The 24,254-nt window shown below is 34.9% G+C and carries 23 protein-coding genes and 2 pseudogenes; 18 read left to right on the top strand and 7 right to left on the bottom strand.

All coding sequences use genetic code 11. The features are described 5' to 3' along the window. The first annotated feature begins 29 nt into the window (after nucleotides 1–29). Entirely contained in the window at nucleotides 30–569 is a 540-nt protein-coding gene (locus MKY76_RS12120; RefSeq protein WP_103118175.1) for a VTT domain-containing protein, read from the top strand. A gap of 125 nt (nucleotides 570–694) precedes the next feature. Further along, complete coding sequence (locus MKY76_RS12115; RefSeq protein WP_342556592.1) at nucleotides 695–2,230, top strand: multicopper oxidase domain-containing protein; 1,536 nt, start codon at nucleotides 695–697, stop codon at nucleotides 2,228–2,230. Between the two features lie 230 nt (nucleotides 2,231–2,460). Here the strand turns inward: MKY76_RS12115 and MKY76_RS12110 are convergent, their stop codons facing one another. The 3 genes from MKY76_RS12110 to MKY76_RS12100 all read right to left on the bottom strand — a co-directional run bounded on the left by MKY76_RS12110 (nucleotide 2,461) and on the right by MKY76_RS12100 (nucleotide 6,326). Beyond that, a complete protein-coding gene (locus MKY76_RS12110) occupies nucleotides 2,461–2,997 on the bottom strand; it encodes a hypothetical protein (protein ID WP_257960926.1) in 537 nt (178 codons plus the stop codon). Nucleotides 2,998–3,006: 9 nt separating this feature from the next. After that, nucleotides 3,007–3,738, bottom strand: a complete 732-nt coding sequence (locus tag MKY76_RS12105) for an EndoU domain-containing protein (protein ID WP_257960927.1) — start codon at nucleotides 3,736–3,738, stop codon at nucleotides 3,007–3,009. 1,160 nt (nucleotides 3,739–4,898) lie between these two features. Further along, nucleotides 4,899–6,326, bottom strand: a complete 1,428-nt coding sequence (locus MKY76_RS12100; RefSeq protein WP_342556591.1) for a serine hydrolase domain-containing protein — start codon at nucleotides 6,324–6,326, stop codon at nucleotides 4,899–4,901. A gap of 534 nt (nucleotides 6,327–6,860) precedes the next feature. Between MKY76_RS12100 and MKY76_RS12095 the strand changes: the two genes are divergently transcribed. Next, nucleotides 6,861–7,355 (top strand): NUDIX domain-containing protein, encoded by a 495-nt coding sequence (locus MKY76_RS12095; protein ID WP_342556590.1) that lies wholly within the window; start codon nucleotides 6,861–6,863, stop codon nucleotides 7,353–7,355. 617 nt (nucleotides 7,356–7,972) lie between these two features. Here the strand turns inward: MKY76_RS12095 and MKY76_RS12090 are convergent. After that, nucleotides 7,973–8,119, bottom strand: a complete 147-nt coding sequence (locus tag MKY76_RS12090; RefSeq protein WP_081011020.1) for a YrzI family small protein — start codon at nucleotides 8,117–8,119, stop codon at nucleotides 7,973–7,975. A gap of 656 nt (nucleotides 8,120–8,775) precedes the next feature. Between MKY76_RS12090 and MKY76_RS12085 the strand changes: the two are divergent. The 6 genes and pseudogenes from MKY76_RS12085 to MKY76_RS12060 all read left to right on the top strand — a co-directional run bounded on the left by MKY76_RS12085 (nucleotide 8,776) and on the right by MKY76_RS12060 (nucleotide 13,048). Beyond that, nucleotides 8,776–9,068, top strand: a pseudogene (locus MKY76_RS12085) (hypothetical protein). Nucleotides 9,069–9,279: 211 nt separating this feature from the next. Further along, nucleotides 9,280–10,227: a YafY family protein gene (locus MKY76_RS12080; RefSeq protein WP_315058483.1), complete on the top strand. Its 948-nt coding sequence runs from the start codon at nucleotides 9,280–9,282 to the stop codon at nucleotides 10,225–10,227. A gap of 67 nt (nucleotides 10,228–10,294) precedes the next feature. Continuing rightward, nucleotides 10,295–10,831: a DinB family protein gene (locus MKY76_RS12075; protein WP_312752970.1), complete on the top strand. Its 537-nt coding sequence runs from the start codon at nucleotides 10,295–10,297 to the stop codon at nucleotides 10,829–10,831. Between the two features lie 11 nt (nucleotides 10,832–10,842). After that, nucleotides 10,843–11,316: an EVE domain-containing protein gene (locus MKY76_RS12070; protein ID WP_342556589.1), complete on the top strand. Its 474-nt coding sequence runs from the start codon at nucleotides 10,843–10,845 to the stop codon at nucleotides 11,314–11,316. A gap of 133 nt (nucleotides 11,317–11,449) precedes the next feature. Next, a pseudogene (locus MKY76_RS12065) lies at nucleotides 11,450–12,206 on the top strand (alpha/beta hydrolase). Then, nucleotides 12,203–13,048, top strand: a complete 846-nt coding sequence (locus MKY76_RS12060) for a DUF2785 domain-containing protein (protein ID WP_048395851.1) — start codon at nucleotides 12,203–12,205, stop codon at nucleotides 13,046–13,048. Before MKY76_RS12065 ends, MKY76_RS12060 begins: the two are co-directional and overlap by 4 nt. Before the next feature lie 476 nt (nucleotides 13,049–13,524). On the opposite strand, the gene MKY76_RS12055 is transcribed toward MKY76_RS12060, so the two are convergent. The 3 genes from MKY76_RS12055 to MKY76_RS12045 form a co-directional block, all read right to left on the bottom strand. Next, nucleotides 13,525–13,866 carry a hypothetical protein gene (locus tag MKY76_RS12055; protein ID WP_103118162.1) on the bottom strand — a complete coding sequence of 114 codons (342 nt, stop codon included), beginning with the start codon at nucleotides 13,864–13,866 and terminating at the stop codon, nucleotides 13,525–13,527. A 34-nt stretch (nucleotides 13,867–13,900) separates the two neighbouring features. Continuing rightward, nucleotides 13,901–14,515 (bottom strand): DUF4879 domain-containing protein, encoded by a 615-nt coding sequence (locus tag MKY76_RS12050; RefSeq protein WP_103118161.1) that lies wholly within the window; start codon nucleotides 14,513–14,515, stop codon nucleotides 13,901–13,903. An 839-nt stretch (nucleotides 14,516–15,354) separates the two neighbouring features. Next, nucleotides 15,355–16,341 carry a copper amine oxidase N-terminal domain-containing protein gene (locus MKY76_RS12045; RefSeq protein WP_342556588.1) on the bottom strand — a complete coding sequence of 329 codons (987 nt, stop codon included), beginning with the start codon at nucleotides 16,339–16,341 and terminating at the stop codon, nucleotides 15,355–15,357. Nucleotides 16,342–16,950: 609 nt separating this feature from the next. On the opposite strand from MKY76_RS12045, the gene MKY76_RS12040 reads away from it, so the two are divergent. The 9 genes from MKY76_RS12040 (at nucleotide 16,951) to MKY76_RS12000 (ending at nucleotide 23,459) form a co-directional block, all read left to right on the top strand. After that, a complete protein-coding gene (locus MKY76_RS12040; protein WP_305193220.1) occupies nucleotides 16,951–17,277 on the top strand; it encodes a metalloregulator ArsR/SmtB family transcription factor in 327 nt (108 codons plus the stop codon). After that, nucleotides 17,270–18,328 (top strand): ACR3 family arsenite efflux transporter, encoded by a 1,059-nt coding sequence (gene arsB, locus MKY76_RS12035; protein ID WP_342556587.1) that lies wholly within the window; start codon nucleotides 17,270–17,272, stop codon nucleotides 18,326–18,328. The genes MKY76_RS12040 and arsB overlap by 8 nt, the downstream gene beginning before the upstream one ends. A 12-nt stretch (nucleotides 18,329–18,340) precedes the next feature. Further along, nucleotides 18,341–18,760 carry an arsenate reductase (thioredoxin) gene (arsC, locus tag MKY76_RS12030; RefSeq protein WP_103118159.1) on the top strand — a complete coding sequence of 140 codons (420 nt, stop codon included), beginning with the start codon at nucleotides 18,341–18,343 and terminating at the stop codon, nucleotides 18,758–18,760. Nucleotide 18,761: 1 nt separating this feature from the next. Further along, the gene (gene arsD, locus MKY76_RS12025) at nucleotides 18,762–19,121 is read left to right on the top strand and encodes an arsenite efflux transporter metallochaperone ArsD (protein WP_103118158.1); all 360 of its coding nucleotides are present in this window, start codon (nucleotides 18,762–18,764) and stop codon (nucleotides 19,119–19,121) included. Nucleotide 19,122: 1 nt separating this feature from the next. After that, nucleotides 19,123–20,892, top strand: coding sequence for an arsenical pump-driving ATPase (arsA, locus tag MKY76_RS12020; RefSeq protein ID WP_342556586.1), 1,770 nt, complete (start codon nucleotides 19,123–19,125; stop codon nucleotides 20,890–20,892). Further along, on the top strand, nucleotides 20,889–21,170 hold the full coding sequence (locus MKY76_RS12015; RefSeq protein ID WP_103118156.1) for a Fe-S cluster assembly protein HesB: 282 nt from the start codon (nucleotides 20,889–20,891) through the stop codon (nucleotides 21,168–21,170). The genes arsA and MKY76_RS12015 overlap by 4 nt, the downstream gene beginning before the upstream one ends. 64 nt (nucleotides 21,171–21,234) lie before the next feature. Beyond that, a complete protein-coding gene (locus MKY76_RS12010) occupies nucleotides 21,235–21,459 on the top strand; it encodes a hypothetical protein (protein WP_103118155.1) in 225 nt (74 codons plus the stop codon). 104 nt (nucleotides 21,460–21,563) lie between these two features. Next, complete coding sequence (locus MKY76_RS12005) at nucleotides 21,564–22,919, top strand: FAD-dependent oxidoreductase (RefSeq protein WP_342556585.1); 1,356 nt, start codon at nucleotides 21,564–21,566, stop codon at nucleotides 22,917–22,919. Between the two features lie 57 nt (nucleotides 22,920–22,976). After that, a complete protein-coding gene (locus MKY76_RS12000) occupies nucleotides 22,977–23,459 on the top strand; it encodes a GNAT family N-acetyltransferase (protein WP_315058453.1) in 483 nt (160 codons plus the stop codon). Nucleotides 23,460–24,254: the final 795 nt, after the last annotated feature.

The following is a 24,254-nucleotide window of genomic DNA, read 5'->3' as shown; positions in this document are numbered from 1 at the left end:
TAATAGGTTAAAAAAGATAGCGTTTGATCATGGAAGAAAAATTACTTCAATTACTTGAACAATCTGGATTATTTGCAATTTTGGTTAGTTTAATGATAAATACTTTGGTTAGTATTATAGGTGTACTACCAAGTGTTTTTGTTACAGCTACTAACCTTGTGTTTTTTGGCGTATTCAACGGTTTGTTGATTTCTATTATCGGTGAATCACTTGGTGCAGTTATTAGCTTTATTTTATATAGAAAAGGAATCAATAAATGGAAAAGACCGTTCGTATTACATCCTAAACTTTTAAAATTAAAGGAGTTGGAAGGGTCTGATGCATTTTGGATAATTGTCAGTTTAAGGATTTTGCCTTTTATGTCATCAGGTCTTGTGACTTTTACTAGTGCATTTTCTAAGGTATCTTTAGGCACATTTGCGCTTGCTAGTACTATTGGAAAAATACCAGCCTTAATCTTTGAAGCAGGAGCCGTATATGGTTTTATGCAAGTAAATTTAATAGGGAAAATTGTAATAAGTATCTTATTAATGTCAATTATCATTTTGATTTGGAAAGTTAAGAAGTAAAAAAAGTCATATCAAAGTTTTCTTAGATAGAGTGGTTAATACTTGTCTCATTTAATTACAAATCCATAATTTCTCCATACTTCTTTGTTATAGTGCCTATGTAAAGAATAAAAGGAGGAAACATAATGAAATCTAAACTTTTGATTGCTTCATTATTGGTAGGCGCTATTATAATTGGGGGATGTAGTGCGGGTAATTCGGAATCTAATAATAATTCAAATATGGACCATTCTACTATGTCTGGTATGGACCATTCCAATATGAGTGATGAAGAAATGAAAAACATGGAGGGTATGGATAATAAAGATAGTAGCACGGAAAATGGTCATGCGAGTCATAACAATCCATTAGCATTAAATAATTCAACTGGGGAAAATGAGCTTGCGCTTCCACCTATTATTGAACCTAAAAATGGAATTGTTGATATTACTGCCCAACAAGGAACGACAGAAATCTTTAAGGGAACTAAAACAGAGACATATGGATATAATGGTTCCTTTTTAGGGCCAGTCATTCGTATTCATAAAGATCAAACGGTAACGTTTAGAACTAAAAATGACTTATCTGAACCAACAACATTTCACTGGCATGGATTAGAAATCCCCGGAAATGGTGATGGAGGTCCACACCAAGTCTTAGAGCCAGGTGTAACAGAAGATGTAAATTTTACAGTTAATCAAGGAGCATCTACGCTGTGGTTCCATCCACATCCAGAAGGTGCTACAGCAGAGCAAGTATATAAAGGTTTAGCTGGCTTAATTTATATTGATGATGAAAATTCGCAAAAAATCAATTTACCGAATGAGTATGGTGTGAATGATTTTCCGTTAGTATTCCAAGATAGACAATTTACTGAAGAAAAGCAATTAAATTATCAAGCAGTCCTTAATGAGGATGGTACAATAGGAGATACTTTATTAATTAATGGTACTTTGAATCCTAAACTTACTGTCGGTAAAGAAAAAATAAGACTTCGATTATTAAACGGTTCTAATGCCCGTAATTATACGTTTAAATTGAATAATGGAGCTACATTCCAACAAATTGCTACTGATGGAGGTTTCTTAAATCAACCAACTGATATGAAAGAAATTACCTTAACACCAGGTGAGCGAGCAGAGGTAATAGTGGATTTTTCAAAGATGGATGACAAAACTGATATAGCATTAATAAATGAAGAAGGAATTACTCTTTTACCATTTAAAATTGACCAAAAAGCTGCAAGTACAAGTAACATTGCACAAAAATTAAATGATTTTGGTGTTACGGAAGAGGAAAAAACCTTACCAGTTACAAAGAAACTTGAACTTTTTGGTATGGGCACAATGGTTTCAATCAATGGTTCACAGTTTGATATGAATCGCATTGATTTCACTCAAAAACAGGGAGATACTGAAATTTGGGAAATTTATAATAAACCTGATATGATGGGTGGCATGACACATCCTTTCCACATACATGGCACTCAATTTAAAATCGTGTCGATTGATGGGAAAGAACCTCCTTTAAATTTAAAAGGGTGGAAGGATACTGTTTCAGTTGAAGCTGGTCAAACAGTTAAATTAGCAGTGAAGTTCAATAATAAGGGCATTTACATGTTCCATTGCCATGTCCTTGAACATGAAGAAAATGGGATGATGGGTCAAGTTGAAGTAAAATAAAAATAGTTTAAAAACCTCCATATATTTGGAGGTTTTTTAGATGTCATTCAAGAGTGGATTTTAAACTACTTAAAACACCAGATAAAGCCATTTCGAGCCATTTAAATGCTTTCTGTTGCTTTAAAGACTTCTAGGATACGACCTTTTTGTAACTTAACAATTAAATAAGCTACCATTAGTCTGAAAACTAATAGTAGCTAATTGTACAACTTCAAGCATCTGTCATATTTTTATTCTTTAATCAATTGCTTAAGCTGATTGTATTTTTCAACCATTTCATTTAGATTCTGAGTTCGAGTATCCTTTTCTCTTAGAGTAAGATAATCATGTGCACTTACAACTACTTCATTAATGAATTCATTTTCTTCACAAACTCCTTTTAACCGACTTTTCATACTATTTTTTGAAGAAAAAACCACTAAATTATTTCGTTTATTTATAATTTTTTCTAAGGTCCATTCAATGTTATTCTTAGATAAATTAGTTTTTCCAAATCCATCATTTAAGTAATCAATAATCATCGTTAAAAAACCTGTCCATAATAAATTTAAATCGTCCCAGTCAAACAACGAAGTAATTTGAACGTAATCTATTTCTACAATCACAGCTCCATTTAAAAAATGACCTTTACTTTGATTTAGATTTTTTTCGATAATCTGTAGAGAGTCCTTATTTTTAATGTTAATAAATTCATTTTGAAGCTGATTTATGTTTTCTGAAAAGTGGTTTTTTAAGTCTATAGCAATAAAGGTATCTATTTTAATCATCTATTTAACCTATTCGACAGGATAGAATGTAGTAACTCGATTATTAGATACTACTAATCTATAAGCTTGTCCCTCAATCGTTACATTTATCGTTCCATAGCCGTTTGCACTAATTTTATCTCTATTTTGGTTAATTATTTGGATTATTTGTGATCTTAGTTGTGGAGTGCTGATATTAGGATTAAAAAGAGTTTTTCCAGTTGATCCTGTCCAATAAAGTGGGTGGTGATTTTGTAAAACATGTACCATACTACTTCTTTGTAAAAGGACCGTATTTCCATTCCCAATGCTTACAGTAGCAGACTTAAACGTTGCAGTTTCAATTTCTGCTGCAGTAGCAGGTTGTTTTTTAAAGATTTTTGTACCAAATTTAACTACATATTGACCACCTGATAAAACAACTCTTGCTATTAAATTCCATAAATATGGTTGTACTTCTGGTAAGTCTTCTTCATTAATAATATTGTACTGACCATCATAGACTTCTCCAGGTTCAAGGTCTACAATTTCAGAGTTTTCGTCTTCTTCTTCAAAATAAATAGGGAAATCATCATTTGTATTTTCAAAATTAGTTTCTTCCCATTTAACAGAATTCCAATCAAATTCTTCGTTATGAGTAGCGTTGTTTATTTTATCTTCATCATTTGTTGAACTGTATGCCAAAGCTATACTACCGCTCATGGGGGTAAGTACTAGTGAAAAACATAAGTAAGAAATTAATAAATAAGTGATTTTTTTCATTGTTAATTTCCTCCTAATAAACTAAGTATCTTCCTGTTTATAATTTGTTATAACAAATTAAATTACACTCGAGCAATTACAAAATATCACAAATAAGTATTGTTTTTCAATAGATATACATATAGCTGGTTAAAAAAGTCTATTACTTTTTTTAGTATACAAAATTATTGTTATTAATTTATATGAATTGCCTGTCACGTTTTATCAGGGGGAGGTTTCGAACTCGCACTTCTTGAATCAAATGTTGCTCAAAAATTAATGTTAAATGATCTCGACTATCCCATATGATTGAGAGTTTAGTTATTAAATATAACAGACTAGCTTTAAGAGAGGAATAGGGTACACAAGTAAGCATCCGCGATGGACTTTGCATACAAATATTCTTCTCTAGATGCTATTACAACTCTAAGAGATATACTTATCCCAAGTAGGGAAGACAGGCCACTAACTCCTGTAGGGGAACTAACGCCCATAGAAATAGGTGGTACTACCAATAGTCGTGCTACGTTTCATAACATCAAGATCTCAAAAGACTTTTTTAAAATGAACAAAAACATCATTAACCACCCTATAAAAAAGAGGCTTCTATTATCATTTTTGGAAAATTCTTGTTTTTATTCTAGCGAAGGGTGCTTATTAGATACTTATGGCTTACTTTTAATATGTTATTTTAGCAATTAAATGGATGGTCTACACATTTTGCTCTAATCTATAGTATTTCTATTATTTCTCTTTAGCGAACTAAAAAAGGGACTCTCCAATTATTAATGAAAACGCCCGTTAAAAGCAGTACTAAGCTATTTCACAGAGTTCTTTTTGAGTAAAGAGAAGATAATTTGTTTTTATATTTAAGAATAGCCGTTAGCCCACTACGACCTGGTGTTGATATGCAAAATTTTTTTGTTCAACAAACGGGCCAGCTTGTTGAATAACAGTCTTTTAAGAAATGTTACCTAATGACGCTTTTGTAAAAATAATATAGTTGTTTTTATTCCACGAACAGAGCAGGTTAGTGGGAGCAATAGTAATTAGGTTTGACTGGGAAAATTGCCGATGATATTAAAAAAGACACCTAAGTGTCTTATGTTTTTCAAATTAAGCATACCGATAATTTTATATTTTATTACTTAACATTATGATTATCTTGGGAGCGAGGTATTTTATCGGTGAGTGTATACAAACCATGTAATGCTGGCTGTTAATAATGCTGACGAAATCAACGCTGTAAGAATACTATATGTTTGCCAAATAAGTATTGTTGACCAATCGATAGCATAGCACAGTATACCAAGGACAATTGTAGCCATCAGGAAAATAACTGTTATGATTATTCTCTTTTTTGTCATTGGCTGTCTCTTATTCATTTTCTTTTTTCGTAATCCTAAGAGAAATAGCAGAACAGCCAATAGGCAAAGAATAATAGTGATAGACGACAAAATGATATCCAAAAGCTGTGTGCCACTTATTTCATATGACTGAGTTAGATTGCCGTCTAATATATCTTTAACTTTTAGTACCAAGTTTATATTGGTATTTGCGCCGTTGCTCAGCAAGCAGATGGCTGTTCTGTCATTTAGCAGTATGGCTACTTCGGTTCGGAAATTTGGATTGCCCCCAGTATGTTCGATAATTGTTTGGTCGGCGTTTACCGACCAGCCTGCCGCATAATACATATCGTTGACAGCCGAGACAGACATATCACCCCTATGTGATTTTTCGATAACCGTGTGAAATATTTCTGGTATGTCCTGCACAATACCCATCTGTATGCCCATCCAACGTGCCATATCTTTTGTATTAGAAATGATGTAGCCTGCGGGTTTGTTCCCAGCATAATCCGGAGCTTTAAATGGAGTTGTCATAAAAAAGGAAGAACGGTAGCCTTGTGCCAACTGTCCAGTGGCTTGGGCATCTTCTTTATAAACATACGTCTGGTAAAGACCTAACGGCTGAAATACTTGTTCCTTCATAAAGTCTTCATAGCTTTGTTGCGACACAATCTCAATAACCAAACCCAATACGTCATAATTAACGGTTCCATAGTTATACTGTTCACCAGGAGGGAACGCCAATTCAGCATCTACGAGCATTTCCACAGTCTTTTGCAACATATCCGGTGTATTGCCTTGAGGAATATTTTGAGTATGCCTAATATTTGTTAGACCACTGGTATGGTGAAGAAAGTTATTTAGTGTAAGGCTTTGCGTATCAACAGGTTTTCCTTGATACTTTAACGTAAACCAAGGTAAATATTTTTGCACAGGGTCAGTCATTGAGAGCAGCCCTTGCTCTTCCAACAGCATAATACCCATACCAGTAAAAGCTTTACTGACAGAAGCTAACTCATAGAGTGTATTTTCACTTGCAGTCAACCCCTTTTCACGGTCAGCATACCCTGAAGAAAAGTAGAACACTTCATCATCGACAATTATTGAGATTGAAATTCCCGGTACACCTGATATACGAGAGGCATCATCTAGCAACGCTTGTATTGCCGCAGATTTCGAATCTGACAGTGCATAACCTTGTGTTGTGGATCCTAAGAATAATATAAATATCATTAATACAACAACAATAATCTTTTTCATAAACTCTCCTTTTTGAAAAATTATAAGAGAATAATATAAATAACCTACTTTTACAACTACTAAACTAAATTATAACTTATCTTTCTATACACCTTTATAATATTAAGTAAAATGTGAAGAGTTACCTTTAACGAACAGATACGTTAGTTCAATAAGAAAAACGATCTTCAACAAAAGTGTGCATTCTGTAATAAGGATCAGCGCTTGTTTTAAAAGTTGTAAAATAATCAAGAAATCTACTATCATCAGGGAGGCTTTGCTGATAAGACTTTTAAATTTACTAGATGACGAGAACTCGAATAAGAGTCAGAAGCCTCATTCTTTTAAACGGACCAATATGCAAATTCCAAATATATTCTATTGGCATAAGAATGGTTACTCGTAATATATTCTACAATTGATGCAACATAAAAATCGTATATTTGCCACTTTTAAAATCTATTTCCGGTTTGTTGAATAAGAGGGATTTTTGAAACAGTGTAGAAAGTTAATATTAGGTGATAAATTGCATTTAACAGGAGATGGGATAGATATATGCAGACGATTTTTGTAGACTGGGGTGGAAATAATGTGAAGCTAACTTGGATGCCTCGAATGAAATTAACAGAATCTTTAATAGTGACGAGTGTTCATGCAGTGTGCTTTAGAGATGGGAAAGTGTTATTATCACAAATAAAAAATCGAGGGTTTAATTATCCAGGTGGACACGTAGAGATTGGGGAGAAAGTAGAAGAAGCTATACTACGCGAAACATATGAAGAGGGGTATGTAAAGGGAACAATTAAATACATAGGTTCAATTGAAGTAAGCCATAAAGAAAATCTATCCTTTGATTCAAGTGGAAAATATCCATTGATTGCTTATCAGGCATTTTTTAGAATGGATGTTACCGAATGCTTACCTTTTCTCCGAGAACATGAATCATCTGCTCGAATTTGGGTAGAGCCCTCTGAAATACCATTTGTAATTAATGACCATAAACTTTCAAAATTAATCTTAGACGATGCGTTAACCTTTTGTTCTTCTTAAACTAACGTGTGCTTTAATTTAATAACAACGATCTTCAACAATCGGACTCTTTCCTGGAAAAAGGAAAGCTCATTTTTCAGTTTAAGGGCTATTTAATTGAATATCGCTTTTAAAGGAATTATGTGAAAATTAGGTTAGTTGGAAAAGTAATGTATTTAACTAACTGGGAAGGTTAATGTAATAAGGATTTAATGATTTTCTAAGCAAGAAGGATTATCACTGTGTAGTCTGGAATAGTTAGTTTATAAGTTTCTTTTTAACTTAATTAACATTGCGATTGGAGTTTTTGAGCAGTTAAAGTAGTCCCACAATCGGGAAATTTAATTGAAAAAGACTAAACAAAAAGTTACTTTCAAGTTTGTAAATTGCGCATTTTCTTAAACTACATCAAGTTGCATAACATATCGCTTAATAAAAGTGCGAAATATCTCCTGAAGCAGCAACCCGTCCTAGATTAGAACGGGTTAGCTCAACTGAGATTATAAAATTAGCTATATTATCACTTTATATTACTTCATCTGGTGGTTGTGTCTTTCTCCAGCCATAAAACTGCATGACGTCTTTTGATCATATAAAACATTTCAATTACCACCTTTCATGTTTTTTAATTAACAAGATTAATATTGACGAATACGAATATAATCGTCAATTTTTTTTCGGTTCTCTTCAAAGATTTTTTTCACATATTCATCATGAAGTGCTTTCTCAAGAGAGACCTTACGTTTTGTAATAGTTATCGTGAGCGCAAAAAAGTTTAATATCATTTATTATCACCTCCTTATATTGTCATGAAAAATGAAAAAAACCGTAGAGAGACTCCTCTACGGCGAAAAAAGGCACAAAAATACCGCAGGGGCACACTTCTCCCTGCGGTATGGGTATGCTTATTTACAAAAAAAACCTTAAGCGATCCATTCCGATGCGGTCGAATGTGTGATTTTCATTTCTAATGAAGTTGTAGCTACCAATGACATCAATTTAACGATAACGATCATTTTATTCGACCTCCTTAAGAATTTTTTGTTTACTTTGTAAGTATATCTAAATTTAAGTTGTTTGTAAACATCTTTTACAAAGCTTTCCTAATTATTGAAGTGTGAGCTGTTATGATGCTACGAGACATGGGGGGAATCCAAATCCAGCAATTTCTACAGGGTTATAATTACAAAATGAATAAGCATTAGCAGATCATAGAGTATGGTATCCCAACTATAAATACGAATACGAAAGAAAATTACAGTTTTGGGTGGTGGCCATTCGGTTATTGCTAGCACTTGCGGAATTACAAGTAGAGAATTCTGCAACAAAGCTAGTGTGGAATGCGTAAAAAGTCTGTAGAAAAAGCCTATAGGTCGAAGAAAAAGATGCTTTGGCCAGCACATAGCGCACTCGGTGTTTACATTCACGGGTTGAATATGCAATTTTTAAGAGAAGTGATTATGGATATTGGTAGGGATTAGCTGGTGGTGGAGAAGAGGGTGAGACTCCTACTAAACGAGAAGCATTTGAAGAGGCTGGCTTTACAAGAGATTATCCATATATTGCATTAGATTCTAGTTCTTCACTACCAGTAGAAGATGGAGTTGGGAATTTCCTTTGGGGACAAGTCGTTTATGTATTAAAAGAATTTTCATTTGGTGTTAAAGTTCCTACAAAAGATATATCATTATCCAAAGAGCATGTTTTGAAGAGGCAGTAACACTTTTGAAATAGGATAGAAAAAAACGGCGTTATGGGAGGTTATTAAATCTGATTAACCCCAAACATATGAAAGAAAATATTTAAGCTAAAACGGGTGCTTTGCTTGAAGAACACGGAGTTGCATAGGCAGCTCATTTTTAGGAATACAGCTTCAATATTGCTTGCTGTTATTCAATTATTGGGCAAGTATTGTAATAGAATGCTGAAATTGTGGAGGAAAAAAATGAATAAAACGGAGAGGCAGCTTGCGATCACGCTTGAATTACAGCGAAGCAAAACATTGAGAGCAGAAGATTTAGCTTCTCAATTTGAGACAAGTGTACGTACGATATATAGGGATATTCAAGCACTAAGTGAGGCTGGGGTTCCCATTTTAGGCGCCCCTGGTCAGGGTTATTCCTTAATGGAAGGATATTTTCTACCCCCGGTTAGGTTCACAGCAGAAGAGGCCGTCTCCCTGCTCATGGGAGCTGATTTTATCGAGCAAAGGTTGGATACAGATTATGGTATTAATGCAAGGTCCGCTAAACGCAAAATCGAGGCTACTTTGTCGGAGTCAGTTCGTAATGAGTCAAGGCTTGTTCGGGAAACAATGCGACTGCTTCATATAGGTGAGCAGTCAACTGAAGAGCGGGTAAAAACGTATCTTAATCAAGTTCGCGATGCAATTTTGAAACAGTGCAAAATCAGTTTTATGTATATTAAAAAAATGCCAGGAACAGATGGGAATCGGAAAAATAAACGTGTGGTCTCTCCATATGGATTAACACTTGTCCATGAAAATTGGGTTTTACTAGCATACTGTGATATGAGGCAAGAAATGCGACATTTCCGTTTGTCCCGGATGTCCGACCTTTCTGTGTTGGAAGATCAATTTCTTCTACCAAATGATTTTGACCTAAGTAGCTATCGGCCACCTGACAATCGAGATGAAAGAATAATAATGAGGGCAAACCCCGAAATTGCCGACAAAATCATTGAGGCAGTTAATTTTTATATTGAATCCATTGAGGAGCGGAATGAGGAGGTAATCTTTCAATTTCGTGTTCGGTATCCAGAGGAACTATTACAGCATTTACTTGGCTGGGGCGGAGATATCGAGGTGATTGAGCCGAAGTCTTTACGCTTCAAGATTCGGGAAGTAGCGAAAAAAATTCTAGAACACTACTGACATACACCTGTCAGTAGTGTTCTTTTATACTGTGACTATACCAAGATGAAGAGGAGCTGCTTGAAGGATGAAAAGTACAAAGGAAGTATTGAAGTCATTTGAACTTACAGTAGAAAGATATTTGGCAGAACTGACAAAACTCAATATGGATAAAATACATAGAAAGCTGAATGAAGAAGATTGGTCCATAGGACAGATGTATGTACATTTAATTCAATCAGCTTTCATGCATCTACATAATGTCGAGCAATGTTTAGCTGGTAGCGAATCGACATTCAACCCAACGAAGGAAAAAACTGAGCAGGGTAAGATTGTTTTTAAACTAGAACAATTTCCTGCTGTTCGTATTAAGGTCCCTGCTTCGCCAAACTATACTCCGCAACCACCAGAGAGCATGGAGCATTTGGTAGAAGGACTTCACAGTGTAGTGGAACGGATGAGGAATACGGAATCAGTTCTACTTCAAGTGCCTGTAAGTAACAAGATACTTCATCCGGCGTTCGGTGCTTTAAACGCGCAGGAATGGTTTATGTTGATTGAAATGCATTACAGACATCATTTTTTACAACTGGATCGGTTGAAAAGTTTAGTATTTGAAGAGTAGGGGGATGCATCATGTCGAATATAACAAGTCAGAAAAGCAGATATTGGATTGGCGTTGTATCCGCTTCTCATGTGAATTTAGCCATAGAAGGTGGTTTTGCACAGTTATGTCACGGTAAGGCAGTACCTTTGCGTAAAATGTCTCCAGGTGATTGGCTGATATACTATTCCCCTCGCACAGACATGTCCAAAGGGAAGCCCGTTCAAGCATTTACTGCTATTGGTCAGGTTACGGATAACGGTGCTTACAAACATCAAGTGTCGGAGTCGTTTGTGCCATTTCGCAGAGATATGCGTTATATTCCTTGTCGAGAAGTTAAGATTGCATTGTTGTTAAACCAGCTCACTTTTACGCGTGGAAATCGCAATTGGGGGTTACCATTCCGTCGAGGTCATTTTGAAATTGGAGATGAAGATTTTATGACAATCGTTACTTCGATGTTAGATGGTGAGGAACAGGCGTTATCCGAGTTCCTAAAACACTGATTACAAGTTGTGAACAGTTTCACTTAAACTAACGGAGGACTTTAGCAAATTATTACTGCGTTACATAAAAAGTCCTTTATTTATATTGTAGAAAGAATAATGTAAAGCTTATAATTTAATTAGGTGATTAAAAGTGACGATACAACATAAAAAGTTAATCAATGTTTATGATAGGCGTATACTGTTCAATAAATATCGTAAAAATACACCCAGCGTAATCTTTATTGCAAGGTTAGGCGATAGCCATGAAACATGGAAAAAAGTACAAGACCGAATATCGGATGAAACATCTACCTTGTCCTATGACAGGGCAAGTATTGGCAGGAGTCAGGACGTAGCTGTCTCGCGAACTTGCTGTGATCTTGTTGAGGAGCTCTCCGAATTGGTGCAAGCGCTTGACGTGGAAAAGCCTTATATATTAGTAGGCCATTCCTTTTGTGGTTTGGTCGCCAGATTGTATACCAGTCTTTATCCGTAGGACATCTGTGGTATGGTTTTGGTTGACGCTGCACCGGAATATAAAGAACTTGCCTATGAAAAGGTTCTACCAGAAAATCTACTTGCAGGAAATAGGGAATATTTCGAGAATCCTATGTTGAATAGTGAGAAAATTGATAAAATACAGAGTTATAAGCAAATTGCTGATTATTCAAAAGAAAGTGACATCCCTCTCTCAATTATTACAAGAGGTTTACCCGATAATTATGAAGATGGATGGCCCTCTCTAGAAATATTAAAAATTGAACAAAGTCTACAAGCCAGAATTCCAACGGCTGTCAACGTCAAGTAAGTTCCGGATTGCTAATCGTAGTGGACATTATATACATCATGATGAGCCTGATATTGTAATAGAAGAGATTTTATTCATGTTAAAGGGGATGGGAAAGTGAGCGATATAAGGTTAAAACTTATGGAAGATTTACAAAGAATTGAGGAGAATGAGTATCAGTTAGGCGAAAGTGAGCAGCATCAAGATTTCTTACCTTTGTTACTCCAATATATTGGCGATCCTCATCCAGAATTGCGGGATAATTTGATTTATCCGATGTTTTATATGTGGATTAAGGAAGAGAATAGGTTCAGTGAAGAGGAGTTGCGTAGTCTCTTAACTGTTCTGACTGATGAGAACCACTTGTTCTATAATATTGGCAGCGAGGATGATCAATCAGTTTTTACAAGGACGTTTTCTGCCTTGCCTATCGCTTTGATTATACAACACCACAGAAAGAATCCATTTTTAAATCAAGAAGAAATTGAGCAATTAATGCAAGTAATGTTACGTTATTACAAAGAAGAGAAAGATCTGCGGGGTTACCTTTCAGTAGGAGGCTGGGCTCACAGCGCGTCTCACGGTGCAGATGTTTTTGTTGAGTTGGTGCAGTGCGAGGAGAGCAGCGTTGCAATGCTGCGTGAGGTTCTTGTCGCTATTTCTGGCAAGCTACATAATGGAATACATATTTTTAGTGATGAGGATGATGAGCGGTTAGTCAATATCGTGGATACGATGATTCACAAAGAATTACTTCCACATCAAGAAATTGCTGATTGGATTAGCTGCTTAGCGCAATGCTGCAATTTGCCGAGAAATCGCAGTCAGGTGATTGCTCGTGTGAACAGCAAGAATTTTTTACGCAGTCTCTATTTCAGAAGGGGACAAGATAGCCTAGGGAATGAGCTTAATACTGCCATACTTGGCACTGAGGCAAAATTAAACAGGTTTTCTATCAGTTAAAGGATTAAGGGGTTGTCCCCATCCATAGGAATTGGCTGAGAGATTCCCTGGTTTATTCCGCCATTAAACGCTTTGATTCCCTAAAATATATAATGAGCATGTTTTGATTAATCATTTATTAAAACATGCTTTTTCATTTTCCTGTTTATTTTCACAGACATCTCCATTATCTTCTCCAACTAAAAGAACGGTTGTATTTTCTTGTGAATTGGAAATAATAGCTAAATATTCTTGACCACTTAAACTTTCTATACCACAATATGTCGCAATGTTTATTCCAGTAATATCAAAAACTGCTCTTACCGACGTAAATATTGAAGCCTAAAGCCTAATAAAAATAAGTGTAGGGTTTCTAATCGAATAACGATTTTCAAAAATCGAGCGCTTTCTCGGAAAACTAAAATAATGTCTTTGCCTAAAAGGCATTAACAAGAAAGGAGAAATCCTTTTCGTTAATGCCTTTTATATTACTTAGCTTAAATGGATCTTTTATAAGCACTCATTGTCGAGGTATATTGGAATATTTTAGGGTTAACTAGTCCATCACGCAAATCCATCATCCCTAATTGTCCCATTTTGTTTAGTAAAGGAATCAACCAACTACCACTTGGAGCACCTTGTAGCACTTTGATTTGATCAGATGATAACTTTGAAACTTTACTCGTATCAATCGGTTCTTTTGCATTTTCTATTGTTTCTCGAAAAGCTTTCAAGTCTGTTTTATACATATTCTCGCCAGTTTGTTGAGTAAAACCTTTATATCCGTAAGCTCCTTGAAGGATAGTTAACCTTATACTCATATCTTCCATAGAAACCATCTTTAAATACACCTCTCTTCATAGTATTCCTACATTATAAATGTGGAATATTTATCGTTCTTTCAATGGTATTCCAAGGGGAATTTTGTGAAGTTGATCTAAACTTATATAAAGCAGAAGTCCCACTTGAAATTTTTAAGTCTGAATTAAAAGTTACTGTATGATAAAACGCATCTATAATTTTGTCATTATTAAAATCTATAGCAGCTTCATTAAGTTTATAATCACGATTTTGATATGTAATACGCTCATCATCTAACCATTGATTTTCACTTCCATAGCCAACTTCCATAACTGCTACAGTAACAGTTCCTGAAACTGCATGAGAAGTTTGCTGCATGCCAATATCCTCAGTTACTTGATTGCTTGTTCCAACTTGAGATACTACTTTGTCAATATAAACAGATGTTAAAGGTGGTGCTGGACCTCTTAGAACGGGACTATTTTGACTGTTTTTTAATTCCTCTTTAATTTTAGCAGCCTCATCTGAAGTAACTAATGTAACAGTCCAATCAGGATGTTTTGTTTTTAAATCTTCAATTAATGGATCTACAGCAATCTGATCTTTTTCTATCTCTGAAGCCTCAGCTGTATTTAGCCCCAGCAAACCGCTTGCTAAAATTCCTACAGTTAGTAAATATTTCTTCATATACAACTTCTCCTTTTACATTATTTGTAACACATTATAATTATCGGATAATAAATCGGATGTTTAACACTATTTTCCAAAATAGATAATTATTAATTAAATGCCCCTTCAGAAAAACCAAGTAGTACCCATGTAATGAATCATTAAACTCGACCAAAACTTTCGATTCCAAAGGTTACACTGCAGCTTCTGAAATGCTGATTGCCAGCATGTGTCTATAACAATGTGATAGGGGAGTAGTTGTAGTTGCTACATTACTTATCAATATCTTTTATATTAGATATAACCGCCAAAACTTTCAGTATCCCACTCATGAATAGCATTTTAATCCATCTCCAGAACCTTTTCCATATAAATAATGGTAGCTTCAATCTTCTCATGTCCAAGTGATTTCATAATTTTATAAATATCGGCACCATTCAAATGTGAATAGTTTAAAAAACTAATATTATAAATCTATTTATAATATTAGAATTTAATATACCTTAAGAACACATATGTATTCCTGTGATAAAGTGCTCAAAACTTTCAAAGTTAATTACAAAAAATTAACACTCTGGTGTTCTGATACGAATTGAAATATTGTTTAGTGAATAATGATATGTCTCAATTTTTCTCATAGAGTAGTTTTCAAAAAAAGGTATTTAATACAGGATGGATACTAGTAGAGAAGCTTACAATTTCGGATTTTTTGTGAATAAGAGAGATTCAAAGAAATGATACTTCGTATAAAATACGGAAATATAATATCTAAAATATGGTCATATTATCCAAACTAATTCAATAAAAAAGATGTAGCCTTAGGAGCTACACCTTCCTTCGTTGCAAAAATTTTAATGCTATTTGTAATTCGAAAAAACAACATTATACGTTATTAATGTATTATCTGGCATTTTTAAGATAAGGGTTGCATTTTGATTAGTATCTATTTTATTAGTTGGAAAAAAGGAGGTATGATTCTCATTATATGATGGATCATTTGGCCAACTTGTTGTTCTTTGAACACCCAAAGATATAGTGCTTGATGGATAAATATAGTTATCTCCTTGTTTTAAAACAATATTTATTGGGTTAAATATTACATCAATTGAATTACCATATGTCTCAATTGTAAAATCAATACTTTTTGATTGCTTATATATATCAACCCATTTTTTAGCTTCTGAAAAAGACAAAGTTTCATTTTTATTAGTTTTTAATGCGGCTACAGATAGAACAGTTAAATATGGAGTATTAATATTAACAATAGGTTGATAATACTTTAGTCCAAATCCATCTGATGCTACAGGAACTATATATTTTTTTCTTATATCGTGGAGGTGATATACACCTTTATTCCCTTCTTGAATTGCTTCTTTAATCTCTGCGTCTGTAATGTTCAAAAAATTCCTATTTCCCTCTTGATTGGGAATTTCTACCTTTACTGAGATAGTCTTATCATTTTGCTCGATTGTAGCGGTTAAAGTTTTATTATCCCATTTAACGTTAGCACCTAGAGCTTCACTAATAAATCTTAAAGGTACTAAAGTTGTGCCATTTCTAATTTGAGCAGGAACATCGATAGAAACTGCTTGTCCGTTTATTACAGCTGTTTTCGTTCCTAGTTTTAATGAAATGTTAGTTGTATCTTTAGTTGCAGAAATGGTTTTTGTATTTTGATTCCATATTACAGTTGCTCCTAATTCTTCAAAGATTGAACGTAATGGGACTAACGTACGATTGTCAATCATTTTCCCACCAGTGATAGTAACGACACTTTGTGCACTAACCGTATTTGTAGAAATTAAAATGAGTGCAAATAAAATATATGAAACTATTTTTTTCATTTAGAATTTTCCCCCTTTAAATATGATTATAAGGGATATTAATGGAGATTTCCCATTTTTAAATTATTTTTGAAAATTTTATGTTTGTCTTAACTTTTAATGTTTACTTTTTAATTTTCATAATTAAAAAGATGCAGCAATTATTCTAAAAGCAGTTGGAAAATAAGCGTATTATCATAACTTAATAATATTGGTTTTAAACTTAATTTGGAATTTCAATTGTTCAACCTGGCGTATCGATTCTGGAGATCTCAAATTCAATGAAACAAATTATCCTGGCAACTGATGCTGATTTAAAAGATACGTATGGCTTACGCTTAACATATTATTTTAGCAATTAAGTGGATAGTCTACTCTCTTTGTTCTAATCTATATGAATTTCTATTATTTCTCTCTTTAGCGAATTAAAAAAGGGACTCTCCAATTGTTAATGGAAACTCCCGTTAAGAGCAGCACTTAGCTCAAATTGGGTAAAAATCTGTTGCAATTCAAAACATTAAATCATAATATAAGAATATAGTTATATATGGATTAATTCACCTTTCTTTAACGAGGTGATTTTATTTAAAATAATATATAAGCAAATAATTATATAAGGAGTGCAGATAAATGGAAAATACACTAATTGAAAAACAACTAAAAGCAGCTGCAGATTTAAACCGCATTAAATTACTTGCATGCATGAAGAATGGGGAGGTATGTGTATGTGATTTTGTAGATGTTCTCGGAATATCGCAACCAGCTGTTAGTCAACATTTACGAAAATTAAAGGAGGCAGGCATTATTACGGAACGAAAAGTAGGGACTTGGAAACATTACCGTTTAGTAGAGGATCAAACGCCATTGATGAAGGGCATCTTAGAACAAATTCAGCCTTTAAAGGGTTGTAACTGGAGCACAGATTGCTGCCATGTAGGGGGAAATATAAATGAGTAATGAATCTTTAACAAAACAGCTTTCTTTTCTAGATCGTTACCTTACCCTTTGGATATTCGTTGCGATGGGAATAGGTGTTGTATTAAGTATCACCATGCCTAATGTTGGTGAAGCGTTAGAGTCCATGTCTATTGGCACAACGTCCATACCGATTGCTATCGGGTTAATTGTCATGATGTATCCCCCATTAGCGAAAGTAAAATATGAGGAAATGTGGCGGGTCTTTAAGGATTGGAAAGTGCTTTTACTATCGCTTTTTCAAAACTGGTTACTCGGACCGTTCTTAATGTTCTTTTTAGCCATCATCTTCCTGCATGATTACCCTGAATATATGGCAGGACTCATTATGATTGGTTTAGCTCGATGTATTGCAATGGTCATTGTATGGAATGATTTAGCGCGTGGAGACCGTGAATATGTAGCTGGTTTAGTTGCGTTTAACTCCATCTTTCAAATTGTGACGTATTCAATTTTTGCTTACTTTTTCTTAAATGTATTACCTGGTTGGTTTGGCTTAGAGAATTTTAGTGTTTCTATTTCCATGTGGGAAATTACTAAGAGCGTACTTATATACTTAGGTATCCCGTTTGCTGCAGGGTTCCTCACACGTTGGATAGGGATTAAAACAAAAGGGAAACATTGGTATGAGGAAAAGTTCTTACCGAAGATTTCACCACTGACTCTAATTGCACTGTTGTTCACGATTGTGATGATGTTTGCTTTAAAGGGTGAGCAATTAGTAGAACTGCCACTTGATGTAGTGCGAATTGCTATTCCATTATTTATTTACTTTGTGATTATGTTTGCTGTGTCATTCTTCTCTTCCCGTAAAGTTGGGGCATCTTATCCTGTCACAGCAGCTCTTTCTTTTACAGCTGCAAGTAACAATTTTGAGCTAGCGATTGCGGTTGCAGTGGGTGTGTTTGGCCTGCATAGTGGCGTGGCATTTGCTGCTGTTATTGGTCCACTTGTAGAAGTACCTGTTCTCATAGGACTTGTATGGGTTGCCCTACGTTGGCAGAAAAAATACTTTAAAACCATTAAATTATAAGGAGCAATTACTATGACAAATATACTTTATTTCTTATGTACAGGAAACTCATGTCGAAGTCAGATGGCTGAAGGATGGGCAAAGAAATTACTACCTACCAATTGGACAGTTAAAAGTGCGGGTATTGAAGCACATGGTGTAAACCCGAATGCTATAAAAGCGATGGCCGAGGTAGGGGTTGATATTTCAAATCATACATCCGATTTAATTGATAGGGAGACATTAAACAACGCCAGGTTAGTTGTCACGTTATGTGGGGATGCAGCAGATAAATGCCCGATGACACCTCCTCACGTTCGTCGTGAGCATTGGGGATTTGAAGATCCTGCGAAAGCGACAGGTACAGATGAAGAAAAATGGATTGTATTCCAAACTGTACGTGATGCAATTGGAAAACGGATTGAGCAATTTGTAGCTGAGGAGCTGAATTAAATTGAAAAAAATTCATATCTATGAGCCAGCAATGTGCTGTTCTACAGGCTTATGTGGACCCTCTATTGACCCAGAATTATTGCGTATGTCATTTATTATGAATAATTTAAAGAAAACAAACATTGAAGCTGAAAGGTTTAATCTTACAAACGAGCCAAATGCTTTTGTAGAAAACGAAGCTATCAATCAACTATTAATGTCAGAAGGAATGGATGCCTTGCCTGCAACGTTTGTGGATGGAGAATTACTTTGTAAAGGGATCTACCCAACAAATGAACAATTTTCACTGTGGTCAGGACTTTCAGAAGACGAATTACTACAAAAGCCAAAAGTACGCTTGTCACTAAAAGGAGAAGCCTAAGATGGAACGCTTTACAAGAAGTCATTTCCCTGACACCCCATTCCTATTTTTCACGGGGAAAGGGGGCGTTGGGAAAACATCGGTTGCTTGTAGCCTATCAATAGCCATTGCAAATGAAGGGAAAAAGGTACTTTTAATTAGTACAGACCCCGCATCCAACTTACAAGATATTTTTGGGCAAACTTTTTCTAATAGTCCAACAAAAATTGAAGGCATAGATAATTTATTTGCGATAAATTTGAATCCTGAACAGGCGGCACAGCATTACAAAGAACAAATGGTTGGTCCGTATCGTGGAAAGCTACCTGAAGTGGTATTAAAAAATATGGAAGAGCAACTTTCTGGTGCTTGCACAGTAGAAATTGCTGCTTTTAATGAATTTGCAACACTATTGACTGATACTTCAGTCATTGGGAATTTTGACACTGTCGTGTTTGATACAGCGCCAACAGGGCATACGTTACGATTATTACAACTGCCTTCTGCATGGTCTACGTTTCTAGATGATAATACGACTGGCACTTCATGTTTAGGCCCTTTAAAAGGGTTAGAACCACAACGTGAAGTCTATAAAGAGGCAGTTGAACGTTTAAAGAATGCTAATCAAACAACGTTAATGTTAGTGACACGCCCAGAAGAAAATCCTTTAAAGGAAGCAGCACGTGCTTCTCGCGAATTGTTTGAAATAGGTATTCAAAATCAGACCCTACTAATTAATGGATATATGAGCAATGCCAATTCTACTGATGATATCGAAGAGGCTTTCATTGCACGTCAAGCTGATGCAATAGCAAGAATTCCTGAAGAACTAAATCAATTTGAGCAATTCTACTTACCTTTTGTACCGTACTCTTTATCAAGTATTGAGCGTATGCAAGCATGGATGACTGACCAAGAAGTTATACATGAAGATGAATCAAATGAAGTAACTAAGATTCCTGAGATAGAAGAAATGATTGCAGATTATTTAGAGCGTAAGCCGAAACTCATTTTTACGATGGGTAAAGGTGGGGTTGGAAAAACAACGGTGGCTTCTTATATTGCATTACGATTAGCGGAAGAAGGTACTCATGTACATTTAACTACAACAGATCCTGCCGCACATCTCAATTGGACATTCGGTGATGACAACGTTAAAAATTTAACAATCAGTCGTATCGATCCAAAAGCAGAAGTGGCAAACTATGAAGCAGAAGTGCTTGCAAAGGCAAGTGAAACGATGAATGAGGAAGGTTTAGCATTTGTGAAAGAAGATTTGGCTTCTCCTTGTACAGAGGAAATAGCTGTATTCCGAGCATTTGCTAACGTTGTAGAAAATCATCAAGATGAAGTCATTATTATTGATACTGCACCAACAGGGCATACGCTGCTGTTATTAGATGCAACAGAAGCTTATCATCGTGAAATAAGCCGTTCACAAGGGGATATTCCTCCAGCTGTTTCAAACCTGTTACCAAGGTTGCGTGATGCCTCTTATACGAGTGTCGCCATTGTAACTCTCCCTGAAGCAACACCTGTCTATGAAGCTTCGCGCTTACAAGAAGATTTACATCGTGCTGGATTATCTGTTGATTGGTGGGTTGTTAATCAGGCATTTTCATCTATCTATACAACAAGTCCAACATTAATTCAAAAACAACAAGCAGAATCGAAATGGCTAAAAGAAGTTAGATCCATCAGCAATAATCAATTTGTGGCCATTCCATGGGTAAAAACGCCACTGGTTGGAGCACAAGGCTTACATGAATTAAAAGGAGAGAAAATCAAATGAAAATGAGTCCAGAAGGTAAAAATTATTTAGAACAGGTATTAGCTGATTCCGAGGTTAAAACACTTCGTTTCTTTGGTATTACAGGCTGCTGTGGGGTTAATTTAGGTGTAGGCTTAGAAGCACCAGCAGCAGAAGATGCGATTCAAACAATTGAAGGTATCGAAATCGCAATTCATCCTGATATTGCACCGCAATTAACAGATGTTACGATCCATGCAGAAGAAGAGAATGGTGAACTAGGTTTAGTATTAGTTGGATACTCTCCGACATCTTGCTAAAGAGTAATTCTAAATATACTGTCTGTCTTAGCAATTATTCTATCTGTGAATGGAGGATACAATAATGACAGTAAATCATGCTAGCGTATTAACAAAAGATTATTTTATCGCTTATTTAAAGTTAATTATGAATAGTAGAGAATACACATTGATACAGGCTAAAGAATTTGCTTTTGATTTCTTCTTTAAAGGAGATATGGAGCGTTACGGCCCTTCTACATGGTTGCAATTTGAAAAAGCTATAAAAGAAATTGATAAAATCATGTGTGAAATTGAAGTGTGTTCATAACTATTACAAAAGCTTAAATAAATTACGTCTAGCTAACTGCTAGACGTAAAAAAATATATTTTATATAAGAAAATGCTTATATAGAGAAAAGAGGAGAAATTTATATGAAAACACTAAAAGTAATCAACCAAAATCAATCTTGTTGTACTACAACTAAGGATATTGAAGTACAGGAGAGTGTTAATATCCCAAATAAGAATTTACCGATTGTCATAATTGGTGCAGGTCCTATAGGGTTAGCTACTGCTGCTCATCTAGTAGAGCAGAACCAGTCATTTATTTTACTTGAAGCTGGCAATGAAATAGCACACAATATTCGTACTTGGGGTCATGTCACATTATTTTCTCCATGGCGTTATAACATCAATAAAGCTGCTAAATCATTATTAGAGGGGGCTGATTGGATAGAACCTAACTTAGAAACAATACCTACGGGGCATGAATTAATAGATCTTTATTTAAAACCTTTGGCAGAGTTAACACAAATAAAACCAAGTATCCGATTGAACTCAAAAGTAGTAGGTATATCAAGACAATTTAATGATAAAATGAAATCAAAAAATCGATTCAATCAGTCCTTTAATATATATGTTGAAAAAGAGGATGATATCGATATTATTGAGGCAAAAGCAGTTATTGATGCAACAGGAACATGGGGGAATCCAAACCCAGCAAATTCTACAGGTGTTTGGCTAAAAAATGAAAAAGCAATAGCAGATCACATTGAGTATGGTATTCCAGATATAAATACGAACCCTAAGAGATATGCAAATAAGAAGGTTGCTGTCATTGGTGGTGGTCATTCAGCGATCAATACTTTATTAGCTTTGGCTGAATTACAAAAAGATAATCCTGCAACAAAGCTTTTGTGGATTATGCGTAAAAAATCTGTAGAGGAGGCCTATGGCGGGGAGGAAAAAGATGCGTTGGCAGCACGTGGCGCACTGGGTATTCGCATCCATGAGTTAGTAGATACAGGAAAGATTGAGGTAGTAACACCTTTCTATATTTCACAAGTGAAAAAAGAAGAGAATATTCATATTATAGGTACTATTAATGGAGGACAAAAAGTACTTACAGGATTCGATGAACTTATTGTTAATGCAGGAAATCGACCTGACTTTACCATGAACAATGAACTGCGTTTATCTATTGATTCAGCAACAGAAAGTGTGCAAGCATTAGCGCCCTTAATTGATCCTAATGAGCATAGTTGTGGCACAGTAAGGGCGCATGGAGAAGAAACACTACGACAACCAGAAAAGAACTTCTACATTGTCGGTGCAAAAAGTTATGGACGCGCACCTACATTCTTAATGGCCACAGGTTATGAACAAGTTCGTTCTATAACAGCCTATTTATCAGGAGATGAAGAAGCGTCGAAACGTGTGGAATTAGAATTACCAGAAACAGGCGTATGTAGTATTAATCTTGTTAATCAATCCAATACATGTTGTTAAAAATTTGACTGTTAGCGCAAGCTAGCAGTCCTTTTAAAATACCAAGGGGGAAATGGGATGGACACACTTATTATTCGTAAAATGGAAAAGAAGGATTTACAAGAGGTATTAAAGATTTATAAAGAGGGAATCGAAACAGGAATGGCAACTTTTGAAACAATAGTGCCAAGTGAACAGGTATGGGATGAAAGACACCATGCGACCTTGCGTTTTGTAGCAGAAGAAAACAATAGAGTAGTTGGTTGGATTGGTATTTCGCCCGTCTCTACACGCTCCGTCTATTCTGGAGTTGGAGAAGTTAGTGTTTATATATCGAGTGAAAGTAAAGGGAAAGGTATTGCCTCTAAGCTATTTAAAGTACTAATTGAAGAGAGTGAAAAGGAGGGGTTTTGGACACTCCAATCATCCATCTTTGCGATCAATTCATCAAGTATCCAATTACATAAAAAGATGGGCTTTCGAATTGTTGGTACAAGAGAAAAAATTGCTCAATTAGATGGGAGATGGCATGATACAGTTTTAATGGAAAGAAGAATGTAACTTCGAAATAAAGTTACGTGTGCAAGATTCAAAATTAGAATAAAGTAAATTCATGGGTAGCCATTGTAGTTTTATAAAAAAGATTGATCATTTAAAACAAAGTTCGATTAAAAATCCTGTGTTGATATGCGGGAGTTTTTTGTTCAACAAGCGGGCCAGATTGTTGATGAACGTTTTCAATAAAATTGGATATTATTGTTGAAATCATAGAATAAGATTGTGAAGTTTCTTACTTAAACTAACAGAGCAGGATAGCTAATGAATATCTAGGGGTTACTTCTAAAAAGGAGTAATCTAAATGAAAAATCCATTCTTAATAGTTTGATTGTGTTTATATTTTGTTCAGTTTTTCTATGTTATTAGTAAGTCCTGTTTTTTCACAAACTACACCTTCAGATAAAAATGAATAATTACATCCCGCAAATAAGGAAAAAGTTATTAATGAAACTGTAGATGAATTTTACCAGGCATTAAGAGACCTAAAATATCCTATTCATCAGGAGGTTAATCAAAGATATAAGCTGAAGCCAAAGCAACAGCAAAGGTATTTGGATACTGTTCTTTTTAAAGAAATACCTGATGCATCTGTAAATGTAAGAAAGAAATTATTGTTTAATTAGGTAGAAAGTTTAAATTATATAACTTTCGATGGAAATATTCTTCGTACCTATCCTGATATTGATATTAAGTACTATTAGCCCCGATAGGCAAGTTTATTTCTTTTATTCCTTTAAAGACACTGAAAAAGAATTTAGAGGTAATTATGCAATTTATGATGTTGAAACAAAAGTAATG

This window comes from Lysinibacillus sp. FSL P4-0201 (genome assembly GCF_038593425.1).
GTDB lineage: Bacteria > Bacillota > Bacilli > Bacillales_A > Planococcaceae > Lysinibacillus > Lysinibacillus capsici.
This window is presented reverse-complemented; position numbering and strand designations above follow the sequence as displayed.

Coding starts and splice junctions, on each gene's coding strand:
- MKY76_RS12120 (WP_103118175.1), top strand. CDS start 30: ATGGAAGAAAAATTACTTCAATTACTTGAACAATCTGGATTATTTGCA.
- MKY76_RS12115 (WP_342556592.1), top strand. CDS start 695: ATGAAATCTAAACTTTTGATTGCTTCATTATTGGTAGGCGCTATTATA.
- MKY76_RS12110 (WP_257960926.1), bottom strand. CDS start 2,997: ATGATTAAAATAGATACCTTTATTGCTATAGACTTAAAAAACCACTTT.
- MKY76_RS12105 (WP_257960927.1), bottom strand. CDS start 3,738: ATGAAAAAAATCACTTATTTATTAATTTCTTACTTATGTTTTTCACTA.
- MKY76_RS12100 (WP_342556591.1), bottom strand. CDS start 6,326: ATGAAAAAGATTATTGTTGTTGTATTAATGATATTTATATTATTCTTA.
- MKY76_RS12095 (WP_342556590.1), top strand. CDS start 6,861: ATGCAGACGATTTTTGTAGACTGGGGTGGAAATAATGTGAAGCTAACT.
- MKY76_RS12090 (WP_081011020.1), bottom strand. CDS start 8,119: ATGATATTAAACTTTTTTGCGCTCACGATAACTATTACAAAACGTAAG.
- MKY76_RS12080 (WP_315058483.1), top strand. CDS start 9,280: ATGAATAAAACGGAGAGGCAGCTTGCGATCACGCTTGAATTACAGCGA.
- MKY76_RS12075 (WP_312752970.1), top strand. CDS start 10,295: ATGAAAAGTACAAAGGAAGTATTGAAGTCATTTGAACTTACAGTAGAA.
- MKY76_RS12070 (WP_342556589.1), top strand. CDS start 10,843: ATGTCGAATATAACAAGTCAGAAAAGCAGATATTGGATTGGCGTTGTA.
- MKY76_RS12055 (WP_103118162.1), bottom strand. CDS start 13,866: ATGGTTTCTATGGAAGATATGAGTATAAGGTTAACTATCCTTCAAGGA.
- MKY76_RS12050 (WP_103118161.1), bottom strand. CDS start 14,515: ATGAAGAAATATTTACTAACTGTAGGAATTTTAGCAAGCGGTTTGCTG.
- MKY76_RS12045 (WP_342556588.1), bottom strand. CDS start 16,341: ATGAAAAAAATAGTTTCATATATTTTATTTGCACTCATTTTAATTTCT.
- MKY76_RS12040 (WP_305193220.1), top strand. CDS start 16,951: ATGGAAAATACACTAATTGAAAAACAACTAAAAGCAGCTGCAGATTTA.
- arsB (WP_342556587.1), top strand. CDS start 17,270: ATGAGTAATGAATCTTTAACAAAACAGCTTTCTTTTCTAGATCGTTAC.
- arsC (WP_103118159.1), top strand. CDS start 18,341: ATGACAAATATACTTTATTTCTTATGTACAGGAAACTCATGTCGAAGT.
- arsA (WP_342556586.1), top strand. CDS start 19,123: ATGGAACGCTTTACAAGAAGTCATTTCCCTGACACCCCATTCCTATTT.
- MKY76_RS12015 (WP_103118156.1), top strand. CDS start 20,889: ATGAAAATGAGTCCAGAAGGTAAAAATTATTTAGAACAGGTATTAGCT.
- MKY76_RS12010 (WP_103118155.1), top strand. CDS start 21,235: ATGACAGTAAATCATGCTAGCGTATTAACAAAAGATTATTTTATCGCT.
- MKY76_RS12005 (WP_342556585.1), top strand. CDS start 21,564: ATGAAAACACTAAAAGTAATCAACCAAAATCAATCTTGTTGTACTACA.
- MKY76_RS12000 (WP_315058453.1), top strand. CDS start 22,977: ATGGACACACTTATTATTCGTAAAATGGAAAAGAAGGATTTACAAGAG.